The sequence below is a fragment of the Streptomyces sp. NPDC051286 genome, from assembly GCF_044455345.1.
GTDB lineage: Bacteria > Actinomycetota > Actinomycetes > Streptomycetales > Streptomycetaceae > Streptomyces.
In genome coordinates, this window is sequence record NZ_JBITER010000004.1 from 1 (window position 1) to 12,314 (window position 12,314).

The window sequence follows — 12,314 nt, forward strand, 5'->3', positions numbered from 1 at the left end:
GGTCATGTGGCGGAGCCACCTGTCCTGCGGGGCCGTGCGGCGAGCGTGCGTGCCGGGCGTCGGGGCGCAGGCGGGGAACTCAGAACAGGCCCTAGCGGACCTGACCGCGTTCGAAGTACGCGATCAGCTCGGGCTCGAGGGCGGGCACATCGTACGGCGCCCCGCCCTCACGCAGCGAGCGGGTCGCGAGGACCCCGGCGGCGACGCTCATCCGGGCGGCGACCGGCGAGGTGTCGGTGGCACCTCCGTCACGGACGAACCGGCAGAACTCTTCCATGATCCGGGTGTCACCACCGCCGTGCGAGCCATCGGCCTCCGGCACCCGGTAGGTGATGTCGGCCTCCGCGCGGTAGCCGCTGGGTCCGGTGTTCCAGACCTTGACCTCGTCACCGGGGCTGTCGCCGAAGTTCTCCAGCCGCCCCTCGGTGCCGATGACGGTGTAGTTCCGCCAGTAGTCCGGGGTGAAGTGGCACTGCTGGTAGGCGGCCACGACGCCGTTGTCGAGCTGCATGTTCATCACCGAGACGTCCTCGACGTCCACGATGTGGTGCAGGTCCTTGCGGGCCGTCGGCGGCCAGTCGAACTCCCGCAGCCAGTTCGCCGGACGCGGGGTGTCCGCCTCGCGGCGCGGCAGGTCCCCGTAGACGAGGAGGTCGCCGAGGGCGTTGACGCGGCGCGTGTAGCCGCCGGCCAGCCAGTGCAGCACGTCGATGTCGTGCGCGGCCTTCTGGAGCAGCAGTCCGGTGGTACGGGTCCGGTCGGCGTGCCAGTCCTTGAAGTAGTAGTCGCCGCCGTAGCCGACGAAGTGCCGCACCCACACGGCCTTCGGCTCGCCGATGTCACCGCGGGCGATGATGTCGCGCATCAGCCGCACGACGCCCATATGGCGCATGTTGTGGCCGACGTACAGCCGGGTCCCCGTCTCGTACGCGGCGCGCAGGACGTTGTCGCAGCTCTCCACGGTGATACCGAGCGGCTTCTCGACGAAGACCGCCTTGCCGGCCCGCAGGGCATCGATGGCGATGACCTCGTGGGTGTCGTCCGGGGTGGCGATGATGATCGCGTCGAGGTCGTCCCGGTCGAGGAGCAGCTTGTAGTCCTCGACCGCGACATCGGTGCCGAAGCGCTCGGCCTCGCGCCGCCGCACCTCGGGGTCGAGATCGCAGACGGCGGTGATCGCCGAACCCTGTCCGGGGTGATGGGCGGACATCGCGATGGAACGGCGCAGGCCGAGCCCGATGACGCCGAGTCGGAGTTCTGACACGGGGGTCCCTTCTGTCTGTGCAGGTGGCGCGGGCGGAGAGTACTTACCGGCAATCGAGGCCTCGAACTCGGCTCGCATCTCGTCGCCGCCGCCCGAGCGCCACTTCTTCACCTGGTCCTGGAAGGCGAAGATCTGCTTGCGGCCCGCGACGACGTTGAGGACGGTGTCCCGCGATCACGGCTGCGGCACACGCCGGTGGCGGTGTGGCCGCTGCCCTCTCGCGGCGACAGCCACATAGTTCACGACAGCACCCTTGATGGCAACAGTCGTTCATTTCACCCAGGAAACAAACATCTATAAACACGGAAGCCTCAGGAAGGCCCGACTCAACTCCGCCGGCGCGCGACAGGGGCGCAAAGCGGGCATTTACGCCTCGGCAAGGTCGCCGAATCCCTCGCCATGGGTTCATCGCGGATTCAGAATGCGAAATTGTGCTCGATATTGCACCAACGGCACATGTGTCAGCATTTTCAAACAGAGGCGGGGGCCCGTATGAGCTCTCGCGCGCCCAAGTCCGGCTTCGGCCGGCTCGGCCCTATCCCGGGCAGCGCCGCCGCGGCGCTGCCACTGGCAGTCGGCATCGGCATGTCCACGGCAGGCATCGCGCACGCCAATGAGGGCGGCTGGGGACACCCCCGGCACGTACACGCACGACGCCTTCTCCGCCGGGACCCCGGACCTGTCGTCCGTGACATGGAACACCACGGTCACTGCCGACCCCGGATTCACCTCGCACACCTTCCGGCCGCATCGGTTCGGCTTCAACCAGGGGAACAGCGGCTACATCGGCCCACACCTCGCACGCCCCCGGCGGCAACGAGACCGGGCACCATGTGGAACTGCGCGACTGCACTGGCAGGGCCGACCAGCAGTGGACCGCGCCCCGCGCCTGATCCCGCGGGACGGCGTCACCGCCGGACGGGCCTGCGTCACCCTCACACAGCGATGACGGTGACGCCGGCCTCGGTGAAACGGGCCTTCGCGTCGGGGGTGATGCCGGTATCGGTGACCAGGAAGTCGACCTGGCTGAGATCGCAGACCCGGGCGAAGGCCCGCTTGCCGATCTTCGAGGAGTCGGCGGCCACGACCACCCGCTGCGCCTGCTGGGCGAGCAGCCTGTTGATACTGGCCTCGCCCTCGTGGTGGACGTACGCCCCGCGCTCGGTGTCGATCGCGCTGACGCCCAGCACGGCGACATCCAGCGTGATCTCGCCGAGCACGCCACTGGCCAGCGGCCCCGTGAGTTCGTACGACTGCGGCCGGGCCACTCCCCCGGTCACCACGATCTTGATCTGCGGCCGTATCACCAGTTCGTTGGCGATGTTGAGGGCATTGGTCACCACCGTCAGGGTCGGCTGCCCCCCGGGGCCGGTGTCACCGACGAGGTCGGGGCGTACGGCCAGCGAGCGGGCGACCTCGGTGATCGTGGTGCCACCGGTCAGCCCCACCACCTCGCCCACCGCCACGAGCTCGGACACGGCGCGGCCGATGGCCTGCTTCTCCGGGGCGTTGCGTCCCGTCTTGTAGCGCAACGCCAGTTCGTAGGAGACTCCGTGCGCGACGGCGCCGCCGCGGGTTCGGGTGAGCAGCTGCTGCTCGGCGAGCTGGTCCAGGTCACGGCGGATGGTCGCGGCCGAGACGTCAAGCGTCGTCGCCGCGTCCTCGACCTCCACCCGGCCGTGTTTGCCGACCAGCTCAAGCAGCGCGTCCCAGCGGGCATCCCTGGACAAGTGAACTCTCCTTACGGGCCCGGGATTCGAGCGCCCATCCCCTTGGGCAGTGTCACCGGACATGCGCAAGGGTCGCACAAGGCGCCGATCAGTCAAGTCCCGTGCAAGCAGAATGCTTGATAATGATTGTAGAAGCCGTATAACGTGCGTGAACGAGCATCCCCACACCCATACGGAGTGTAAAAGTGTCGTTTGTCGAGATTGAGACAGCCAGCCAGCCGGAGTGCTGGCGCCGCGCCGCGGACCTGGCGGAGAGCCAGTCGGCCGCCCTGCCCGCCACGGGCGAGCGCATCGCCGTCGTCGGCTGCGGCACCTCGTTCTACATGGCCCAGGCGTACGCCGCGCTCCGCGAGGAATCCGGGCAGGGCGAGTCCGACGCGTTCGCCGCATCGGAGTTCCCCTTCGGCCGCAGCTACGACCGGGTCGTGGCGCTCACCCGCTCGGGAACGACGACCGAGGTGCTGGAGCTGCTCGGTCGGCTCCGCGGCGTCACCCGTACCGTCGCGATCACGGCCGACCCGAACACCCCGGTGATGACGTCCGCCGACGATGTCGTCGTCCTCGACTTCGCCGACGAGCAGTCCGTGGTGCAGACCCGGTTCGCCACCACGCTGCTCACGCTGCTCCGTGCCCACCTCGGCCTGCACACCGACGCCGTGGTCCGTGACGCGGAGACCGCACTGGCCGAGCCGCTGCCCGAAGGACTGCTGGAGTGCACCCAGTTCACCTTCCTCGGCCGGGGCTGGACGGTCGGTCTCGCCAACGAGGCCGCACTCAAGATGAAGGAGGCGTCGCTCTCCTGGACCGAGTCCTACCCCGCGATGGAGTACCGCCACGGTCCGATCAGCATCGCCACCACCGGCACCGCCACCTGGGTGTTCGGTACCGCACCCGAGGGTCTTGAGAAGCAGGTCGCGTCGACCGGCGCCCGTTGGGTGGCGAGCGGCCTGGACCCGCTGGCCGAGCTGGTCCGCGTACAGCGCCTGGCGATCGCCCGCGCCAAGGCCGCCGGCATCGACCCGGACAGCCCCCGTCACCTGACGCGCTCGGTGGTTCTCGCTGACGCCTGACCGGCGGACGGGCAGACGGCGGTTCGCCCGCCGCTGAAGCGGCACTCGGCGCGGCCGCCTGAGGGACGCCTCGCGGGTGAGGGGCCGGCCGTGGAGGTCGGCCCCTCACCCCTGTCGCAGCGCTCGGGGGCGTGTCGCCCGTGACGACGGGGCGGCCCAGGTCCGCGTCTCGGTGACGTCGCACCGGATCCGGGGCAAGCCGCCCCGTCGGCCGGGTGCGTCGCCCCGGGCCGCGCAGGGAACAATCCGGTCGCGTCTCCGGCCGGCCCTTCGCCACCGTCCCGGGCTACTCCTCGAAGTAGGCGTCGAGCACCACGTCGAGTTCTTCCGCCCACGCCTTGAGACTGCTTCTGGCAGCCGCCTCGACCTCGGCGTTGAACCAGCGGCGGGATGACATGTGGACGGTGACAGTGAACCGGCGCCCGAACCGGGGGACCTTCACCTCGACCGCACCGACCTCGTCCCAGTGGAACTCGGCCTCCTGGTCGTCCAGCCGGAACCGGATGCCGTCACGGTCCGCAGTGATCGAACCCCGCCGGTCGCTGACCTCGAATACGGGCCCGTTCTCGTCCTTCTCGCGCTTCTCGTGTTCCTCCTGCTTCCCGTCCTTTGCGTCCTCCGAGCCGGAATCGGGGTCGGTGTCCCCGGGGGCACCCTCCGCAAGGGCGTCGTCAGGGGCGGCACCCTCGGGTGCCGGCTCCTCGGTCTTCTCCTGGTCCGCCTCGGACACCCCGACGGTGAGGGGGGCCGTGAGACCAGGTATGTACGCCGGGTCTGTCCCTGCGGCGTACGCGGGCTGGGTGTTCGGATCTATGCGCTGCTCCACGGCGGGCAGTATGGCCGACGAACCTGTACGAGACCAGTAAGGGCCTGCCGGGACGTGACGTCACCCGAGAACGTACCGAGTTGGCGGAGCCGGAACCGGCGTACGCAGGACCTCCGCGGCACCCGTGGTCAGGAACCCCGGCTGATCGATACGGCCGACGCCGCGGGAGAGCGATGCCCTTGCCGCTGTTCCGCGGCCGTATCCCGGCGGCCGGGATGTCGACGACCGGAGCCCGGCGGGACGCCCGGAGCCCGGTCGACGACCGGGGCCTCCTCCCGGATCTCGCCCTCGGGGTCGGGGCGTGCCACGGAGGATGGGGAGGCCATGAGATCCACCCGGGTGCGTCGGCGGCAGGCGAGGGCTGCCCGGCTGCTCGGCGAGACGCGCCGTAGCCATTTCAGTATGGGCGCAATCCCCGGGGTAGGCGCCTGCGCGACGTCTTTCGGTGCCCCCAGCGGTGCACGGATGGCCAGGTGGAGAGGCCGGGGTCGCGTCGCGGTCGCGGTCGCCGCATCGAACTCCGGGATCTCGCCGCATACCCGTCCGCGCTGCCCAGCAGGCCGGACGGGCCCTTGAATCCCGTATTGAACCCATGTGGCAGTTCGCTTGACTGAGGGGCTGCCTCGTGATCTGAGGCCTTCCCTGGCAGGAGGTGGCCACCGATGAATAAGGTTGCGCTTGCACATCCCACCGAAGAATCCGGCCACGGGAAACAATCCGTGCACACATCCGTCCTTGCTGCCCGTGGGACGTTCACCCGTGCCGAGCAGCCGACAGCGGAGGAGCAGGCACGATGTCAGGGACCGGCCGGGCAGCCGCAGCCGATGAGGCAGCGGCAACCCCCGCGCGCGACGTACCGGAGCGGGCGGACCGCCCGGTGGACCAGGACGCCCCTCTCGTGATCGGCGAACGGGTGAAGCGGCTCCGCAAGGAGCGTGAGCTGACCCAGCGCCAGCTGGCCGAGCCCTCCTACACGGCCGCGTACATCTCCACCCTGGAGGCCGGAAAGGTCCGGCCCTCCGAGGCGGCGCTGCGCCACCTCGCCGAGCGGCTCGGCGTCTCGTACGAGGAACTCGCCACCGGGCGCCCCAGCCATCTCGCCACCGCGATCCGGCTCCGCCTGGCCGACGCGCAGCGGATCCTGGCCACCGGTGACGCGGCCGATGCGGCAGTGGAGTACGCGCGGCTGCTCGCCCAGGCCGAGGAGTACGGCCTCCGGACCGAACAGGCCACTGCCCTCACGGGGCTGGGTGAATGCGCCCTGGAGACGGGTGAACTCAGTCAGGCGCGTGCCCACTTCGAGGCCGCCGAGCAGCAGCTGGCCGACGCCCCTCTGCCCGAGCGGGCCCGAGCGGTACGCGGCCGGGCGGTCGCCCACTTCCTCGCAGGCGAACTCCGCTACTCCTGCTACCTACTGGAAAGCGCCCTCGACGAACTGAACACCTCGGGCCTGCAGGACCCCGGCGCCCTGCTCCAGCTCTACACCGCCTCCATCGCCCCCTACATGGACCTGGGAGCGCACGCCCGCGCCGCGCAGGCCGCCGAGCTGGCCCTGGCGCTGGCTCCGCAGGTCTCCGACCCCGCGCTGGTCGCCTCCATGCACCGCTCGGTGGCCCGTACCCTCATCGCGGAGGGCCGGGCAGCAGCCGCCGATGCCGCACTCGCCAAGGCGGCCGAGCTCTACCAGCAACTGCAGATGCGCACCGAACTCGCCCACTGCCACTGGATGCGCGGCTACGTCCACGCGCAGCACGACGACTTGGAAAGGGCGGAGAGCGAACTGCGCACCGCGCACTCCATGCTGGTCTCCAAGCGCGCCGCCCTCTACACCTCCCAGGTCGAGGTGGAACTCGCCGATGTACTTCGCCGCCGCGGCAAGGCCGACGAGGCCGCGGCCCTGTTGCGCGACCTGCTCGGCGGTCTCCATCCCGACCGCGGCGCGGTCCACGCGGGCGGAGCCCATCGGCTGCTCGGCCTGATCGCCGAGGAATCCGGTGACGCCGAGGCCGCCGAGGAGCACTACGTCACCGCGCTCTCCCTGCTCGAACGCGCCGGAGCGGCGGGCGACCTCGCCGACATCTGCCGGCTCCTGGGCGACCTGCTGCGCAGCGAGGGCCGCACCGAAGCCGCCATGGACGCCTACCGCACCGGTCTCGGTCACCGCTCCAGCCCGGGCACCACCACCCTCGGCCCGGCTCCGGCCCGCCCGCCGGAGACACCCTGGAACTGACGGCCCCGGCCGTCCGACTCCGCGACGCGGGCGAGGAGTTCGTCACGGCCGATCGGGTCGGTTCGTGTCGACTCCACCGTGCAGGCGTGGGCTCCGGCCACCGCACCGTAGAGGCCGCACTGCTGCGCCGGTTCGTCGGCCAGCCAGCCGAAGAGGAAGCCGGACACGAAGGCGTCACCGGCGCCGTTGGAGTCCACCACCGGCCCCGGGGGCGTGACGGCCGGAATCCGGGTCACTTCGCCGTCGGCCAGCAGATAGGCGCCCTCGGCTCCGGCCGTGGCAACGACGACTTGGGCACGTCCCCGCTCGGCGACGCGTCGCATGGTCCGCTCCGGGTCGGGCAGGGCGACGGCGGAGACGAAGACGAGATCCGCCTCGTGGGCGAACGGCTCGTGGTAGGGGTTGACGCCGTCCCAATTATGCAGGTCGGTCGAGATCGTCACTCCGGCCTCCCGCAGCGCGGGAAGAGCGAAGGCGCACGGGTGGGTGATCGAGACGTGGGCATGGCGGCTCGCTGCGGCCAGGGACCGGACCGTTGCCTCGGGCAGCCGGTCCCCGTCCCGCGACCGGCTGTCGTCGTACAGGGACAGCCGCCGCCCGTCCGGACCGACGAGGTTGACGGCGCGTTTGGTGCCACCGGGCAGAGGGACCTCGGTCAGTGCGATGCCACGGTCGCGGTGCAGCGCCCGGATCAGGTCACCCGCGTGGTCGTCGCCGATCATGTCGAGGTGATGCGTGCGCAGGCCCAGGGCGCTCACCCCCAGCGCGACGAAGTCCCCGGTCTGCCCCGCCCGCGTCTCGATCCCGGGGCGGATCATGTAGCTGTCGGCGTACGGGAGGGGCAGCTCCGGGACGTACACGATCGTGTCGACTCCTGCACCTCCCAGGACGAGGACATCGGTCTCGGCGCTCATGGGTGTTCCTCTCCGGCCGACCGGCAACTGTGGCTGTCGGCAGGCGAGTCAAGCAGGGCAGCCACCGCGATCGCAAGATGTTGCAGAATCCTCCCGCAAGTTTTTGCTTCGCATCTGCGGACCCGGCCGTCTGCGACCCATCGCCTTGACCCCGCAGCGGCCGGGTCACCAGACCGTGCCGGGCCCGGTGCAGGGGGCCGCGTGCAGCCGCCTCGTGGTCGCCTCCGTTCCTCAGGGGCGGACCAGTGGCGTGTCGACCAGGTGCTCGGCCAGGAACCATGCCTGGAGCTCGCCGGTGCGGATCACCTGGGAGACAAGCAGGTCGTTGGTGCCGTCGTCCCCCAGCTCGGCCGTCCGAGCGGCGGCGTCGTGGGCGTCGACAACAATGGCCTCATGAGCCTCAAGGAGCCGTGACAGCATGGTTCGCCTCCTGCGATGCCGTGCTGTGCGTACCCGAGTGACGCTAGGTGCCCCGAAGCAGGGCGCGTTGATCCGTAGCGCATGCGGTGATATCCGCCAGCGCACTGCGCCCGTCGCAGATGGGAGGCGTTCGCTCCCGGGCAAGCCCCCGTGCGCTGGCAGGCATGGGGCGGTTGCCCTGCTGCTCTAGCCTCGGCGGGGCAACCCACGACCGGTGAGCCGGGGAGCGAGGAGAAACATGAGTACGAACGAGCAGGCGGATGCGGTGGTCGTCGGGCTGGGTCCGGGCGACGAGCTGAACCGCCCACCGATCGCTCGCACGGCCCCGGAACCCAGGCGATGGCGCACCATGTCGGGCCGCGACCCCGGCGAGCCGCACAGGTCCGCCACTCCGCTGGAACTCCTCTTCGACCTGTGCTTCGTCATCGCGGTGGCACAGGCCTCCAGGAGTCTGCACGAGGCGCTGACCGCCGGGGAGTACGCCACCGGTGTCCTGCGCTTCGCGCTGGTCTTCTTCACCATCTGGTGGGCGTGGATGAACTTCACCTGGTTCGCATCCGCCTACGACCCGGACGACCTCCTGTACCGGCTGACGGTGTTGGTCCAGATCACCGGGTCGCTCGTGCTCGCCGCCGGCGTTCCCAGCGCGTTCGAGGACGGCGATCTGCGGGTCATCACGGCCGGATACGTGGTGCTGCGCACGGCGCTGGCCGCCCTGTGGCTGCGTGCCGCGTGGTCCGACCCCGCTCGGCGGTCGACCACCTTGCGCTTCGCCATCGGAGTGACGATGTGTCAGATCGGATGGGTCGGGCTGCTCGGTCTCCCGGCCTCGGCACGGCTGCCGGTCATGGTCGTAATGATCGTCGCCGAGGTCTCCGTCCCGGTGTGGGCGCAGTCCGCCGGGATGACCCCATGGCACCCGCGCCACATTGCCGAGCGCTACGAACTCTTCACCCTGATCGTACTCGGGGAGTCCATCGCGGCGGCCACCGTCGCCGTCCGAGGCGCATTCGACCGGCACCAAGGCACCGGTTCGCTGTACGCGGTGGCGGCCGGTGGCCTGCTCATGGCCTACGCCATGTGGTGGCTGTACTTCGCCAGACCCGCGCACACCCTGCTCGCCACGACGCACCAGGCCCACCGCAGGAGATTCTTCTGGGCCTACGGCCACTACCTGATCTTCGCTTCGGCGACCGCCGAGGGAGCCGGCCTGGCCACGTACGCCGATCACGTCACGCGTCGCACGGACGCCTCGCCGTTGGCCGCCGGCGCGGCGGTCACCGTCCCCGCGGCCGTCTTCCTGATCACCGTCTGGGCCGTGCACCTGCGGCCCCACCAAAGAACCGCGGCCGAGTGGATTCCGTATCCCGTTGCCGCGGTCGGCGTCCTGCTGGCCGCTTGTTCCCCGGCCCCTGCCCTCGTCGCCGGCGCGCTGCTGGCGGTCCTGGTCGTGGTGGTCACGGTGCGGCGCCGGTGAAGATGCCCGCAGCGGGATCTCACCCTGCGCCAAGGCCGAAGGGCCGCGCGGCCGAACTCCCGGTACGGGGAGTTCGGCCGCGCGACCGCCTGCGCCGCCTGTCGCCTCGTCAGCTCGTCGCGCGTACCGCATCGCGGATCAGTTCGGCGACCTCCTCGGGCCGGGAGACGGCCACGGCGTGCGAGGCGCCCTCGATCTCGACGATCGTCGCCCCGATATCGAGAGCACAACGGGCTGTAGGTCCAGAACGACGGCTACGAATACCCGATGGTCCTCGTCGTCGCCTCCGCGGTCCTGGCGCTCACCGGCCCCGGCCGCTGGTCGGCCGACCATGCCTTCGGGCTGGCCCCCTGGCCCCTGTGGGTCCCGGTCGTGGCCATCGTGGCCGGTCCGGTGAGCGGACTGCTCACCCGTGCGGTGCTGCATCGTCCCTCTGTCAAGGAAGGAACGGCTCAATATGCGCACACTACTGACTGACGCGGCCCGCACGCTGGCTCCGCCCAAGGGGGACAGGCACGGCCCGTTGCCGCCGCTCATGTTGACGCTGACGGTGGTGACCGGCCTGGTCGACGCCGTCAGCTATCTGGCGCTCGGACACGTCTTCGTCGCCAACATGACCGGCAACGTGGTGTTCCTGGGGTTCGCCCTGGCGGGTGCCGAGGGCCTGTCCGTGCTCGCCTCCGTGGTCTCGATGGCCTCGTTCCTCGTCGGCGCGCTGGCAGGAGGCCGGTTCGGCACCCGGTTCGCGGCGCACCGTGGGCGGCTGCTGACCTGCACCACGGCGCTTCAAGCGGTGCTCGTCGCCGTGGCGGCCGCCACGGTCGCGGTCGCGCACGGCAGCGTGACCACCGAGGTCCGGTACGCCCTGATCGTGCTCCTCGGCCTCGCCATGGGGCTGCAGAACGCGGTCGCCAGGCGCCTCGCCGTCCCTGATCTGACCACGACCGTGCTGACCCTGACCCTGACCGGACCGGCCGCGGACTCCGCCTCGGCCGGGCCGGTGCCCCGGCCCGGCCGGTGGATCGTGTCCGTCCTCGCCATGTTCCTCGGCGCCCTCGCCGGTGCCATGCTCCTGCGGCACGCCGGACTCGCCCCCATTCTGGGCCTGGCGCTGGTGCTGCTCACGGCGACTTCCGTGGCCGGGCATCGCCTCTCGGCCTCGAACGCCGCCTGGACCAGGCCACAGTCGTGAACGGGCGGGCCCCGCGCCCGGATCGTGGTGCGGGGCCCGCCTCTTTTCCGGTCGTACGCCTGAGAGCCTGTCGGGTGACCTCCGCCCGATCAGAGGTCGCCCGACAGGCTCTCCCTCGCGTTCGTCGCCCGGCGCCTCGAAGGCGAACGCGTCGGCCTGCTGCTCGCCGCACGGGATGAAGCGGTGCCTGCGCGCTTCGACCGCGACTTCCCGCATCTGGCCGCGGGCCCCCTGGACCGGGCCTCGGCGGGGCTCCTGCTGGACGCGCAGCCGCATCCACCACGGGATCGCGTCCGGTCCCGGATTCTCCAGCAGGCGGCCGGGAACCCGCTGGCCCTCATCGAGCTCACACGAGCCTTCGCCAGGGATCGGGGCAGCCGCGGATTCGACTCGATCGACTCGTTCCCCCCTCACGGCGCGACTGGAGCACCTGTTCGCCGCCGACCTGCCCACCCTGCCGCACGACACACGCTGGGTCCTGCTCCTGGCGGCGGCAGCCGGCAGCGCCCAGCTCTCGGACGTTCTCCACGCCGTGCCCGGCCTGGACGGGCCTGAGGTGTGGGGGCCCGCCGAACAGGCGGGGCTGGTGCGCATCGAGGGCGGTCACGTGCGTCTGCGTCATCCGCTGGTCCGCTCCGCGATCTACCAGGCCGCTTCTTTCACCGAGCGCCGCGAGGCCCACCTGGCGCTCGCCGCCGCGCTCGCGCACGAACCCGATCGCCGTGCCTGGCATCTCGCCGCAGCCGCACTCGGCCCGGACGATCAGGTCGCCGGCGCTCTCGCGGAGAGCGCGGAACGCTCGCGGCGTCGCGGCGGATACGCGGCCGCGGCCACGGCGCTGGAACGCGCCGCGGAACTCACGTCGGAGTCGGATCAGCGTGCCAGGCGCCTGCTCGCCGCTGCCGAATCGGCCATGTACGCCGGGTATCCGCAGTGGGTCGGTGAGATCGCGGCCCGAGTCGGCACCCTGACGGACGACGCGCAGCTCCTCGCCGAGGCGTCCCTGCGTGGCGGGTGGTCCCTGGCCGTGACGCTCCGGCACGACGACTCCCTGGCCTTCCTGCTGCCCGTGGCCGAGTCCATGGCCACACAAGCACCTGCCCTGGCTCTGGACGCGCTGGGAACGGCATCGACCCCCACGTACAACTCCGGCGCCCCGTTCTACCTGACCGAACTCCAGCGGATCGGCGG

The 12,314-nt window shown here is 70.8% G+C and carries 10 protein-coding genes and 2 pseudogenes; 5 read left to right on the forward strand and 7 right to left on the reverse strand.

Annotation, left to right across the window (positions count from 1 at the left end):
* Window positions 1-91 precede the first annotated feature (91 nt).
* Window positions 92-1,264 carry a Gfo/Idh/MocA family protein gene (locus ACIBB8_RS06000; RefSeq protein WP_398949221.1) on the reverse strand — a complete coding sequence of 391 codons (1,173 nt, stop codon included), beginning with the start codon at window positions 1,262-1,264 and terminating at the stop codon, window positions 92-94.
* Window positions 1,265-2,199: 935 nt separating this feature from the next.
* A complete protein-coding gene (locus ACIBB8_RS06005; RefSeq protein ID WP_398949222.1) occupies window positions 2,200-2,994 on the reverse strand; it encodes a DeoR/GlpR family DNA-binding transcription regulator in 795 nt (264 codons plus the stop codon).
* 185 nt (window positions 2,995-3,179) lie between these two features.
* On the opposite strand from ACIBB8_RS06005, the gene ACIBB8_RS06010 reads away from it, so the two are divergent.
* Complete coding sequence (locus ACIBB8_RS06010) at window positions 3,180-4,064, forward strand: SIS domain-containing protein (protein WP_398949223.1); 885 nt, start codon at window positions 3,180-3,182, stop codon at window positions 4,062-4,064.
* 286 nt (window positions 4,065-4,350) lie between these two features.
* Here ACIBB8_RS06010 and ACIBB8_RS06015 read toward each other — a convergent pair whose 3' ends face one another.
* Window positions 4,351-4,890, reverse strand: a complete 540-nt coding sequence (locus ACIBB8_RS06015) for a hypothetical protein (protein ID WP_398949224.1) — start codon at window positions 4,888-4,890, stop codon at window positions 4,351-4,353.
* 793 nt (window positions 4,891-5,683) lie between these two features.
* Between ACIBB8_RS06015 and ACIBB8_RS06020 the strand changes: the two genes are divergently transcribed.
* Window positions 5,684-7,120 (forward strand): helix-turn-helix domain-containing protein, encoded by a 1,437-nt coding sequence (locus ACIBB8_RS06020; RefSeq protein ID WP_398949226.1) that lies wholly within the window; start codon window positions 5,684-5,686, stop codon window positions 7,118-7,120.
* Here ACIBB8_RS06020 and ACIBB8_RS06025 read toward each other — a convergent pair.
* Window positions 7,048-8,034: an adenosine kinase gene (locus tag ACIBB8_RS06025; RefSeq protein ID WP_398949227.1), complete on the reverse strand. Its 987-nt coding sequence runs from the start codon at window positions 8,032-8,034 to the stop codon at window positions 7,048-7,050. The genes ACIBB8_RS06020 and ACIBB8_RS06025 overlap by 73 nt on opposite strands.
* Before the next feature lie 231 nt (window positions 8,035-8,265).
* A pseudogene (locus ACIBB8_RS06030) lies at window positions 8,266-8,457 on the reverse strand (ferritin-like domain-containing protein); the annotation flags it as partial.
* A 235-nt stretch (window positions 8,458-8,692) separates the two neighbouring features.
* On the opposite strand from ACIBB8_RS06030, the gene ACIBB8_RS06035 reads away from it, so the two are divergent.
* Window positions 8,693-9,931 carry a low temperature requirement protein A gene (locus ACIBB8_RS06035; RefSeq protein ID WP_398949228.1) on the forward strand — a complete coding sequence of 413 codons (1,239 nt, stop codon included), beginning with the start codon at window positions 8,693-8,695 and terminating at the stop codon, window positions 9,929-9,931.
* A 109-nt stretch (window positions 9,932-10,040) separates the two neighbouring features.
* Here ACIBB8_RS06035 and ACIBB8_RS06040 read toward each other — a convergent pair.
* Window positions 10,041-10,145 (reverse strand): annotated as a pseudogene (locus ACIBB8_RS06040) (alpha/beta fold hydrolase); the annotation flags it as partial.
* Window positions 10,146-10,198: 53 nt separating this feature from the next.
* Between ACIBB8_RS06040 and ACIBB8_RS06045 the strand changes: the two are divergent.
* The gene (locus ACIBB8_RS06045; protein ID WP_398949229.1) at window positions 10,199-10,408 is read left to right on the forward strand and encodes a hypothetical protein; all 210 of its coding nucleotides are present in this window, start codon (window positions 10,199-10,201) and stop codon (window positions 10,406-10,408) included.
* On the forward strand, window positions 10,389-11,123 hold the full coding sequence (locus ACIBB8_RS06050) for a YoaK family protein (protein WP_398949230.1): 735 nt from the start codon (window positions 10,389-10,391) through the stop codon (window positions 11,121-11,123). The genes ACIBB8_RS06045 and ACIBB8_RS06050 overlap by 20 nt, the downstream gene beginning before the upstream one ends.
* A 346-nt stretch (window positions 11,124-11,469) precedes the next feature.
* Here the strand turns inward: ACIBB8_RS06050 and ACIBB8_RS06055 are convergent, their stop codons facing one another.
* On the reverse strand, window positions 11,470-12,165 hold the full coding sequence (locus ACIBB8_RS06055; protein ID WP_398949231.1) for a hypothetical protein: 696 nt from the start codon (window positions 12,163-12,165) through the stop codon (window positions 11,470-11,472).
* Window positions 12,166-12,314 lie beyond the last annotated feature (149 nt).

What these genes read in the sequence shown, in the direction of transcription:
- ACIBB8_RS06020 (WP_398949226.1), top strand. Translation starts at nt 5,684, where the DNA reads ATGTCAGGGACCGGCCGGGCAGCCGCAGCCGATGAGGCAGCGGCAACC.
- ACIBB8_RS06025 (WP_398949227.1), bottom strand. Translation starts at nt 8,034, where the DNA reads ATGAGCGCCGAGACCGATGTCCTCGTCCTGGGAGGTGCAGGAGTCGAC.
- ACIBB8_RS06035 (WP_398949228.1), top strand. Translation starts at nt 8,693, where the DNA reads ATGAGTACGAACGAGCAGGCGGATGCGGTGGTCGTCGGGCTGGGTCCG.
- ACIBB8_RS06045 (WP_398949229.1), top strand. Translation starts at nt 10,199, where the DNA reads ATGGTCCTCGTCGTCGCCTCCGCGGTCCTGGCGCTCACCGGCCCCGGC.
- ACIBB8_RS06050 (WP_398949230.1), top strand. Translation starts at nt 10,389, where the DNA reads ATGCGCACACTACTGACTGACGCGGCCCGCACGCTGGCTCCGCCCAAG.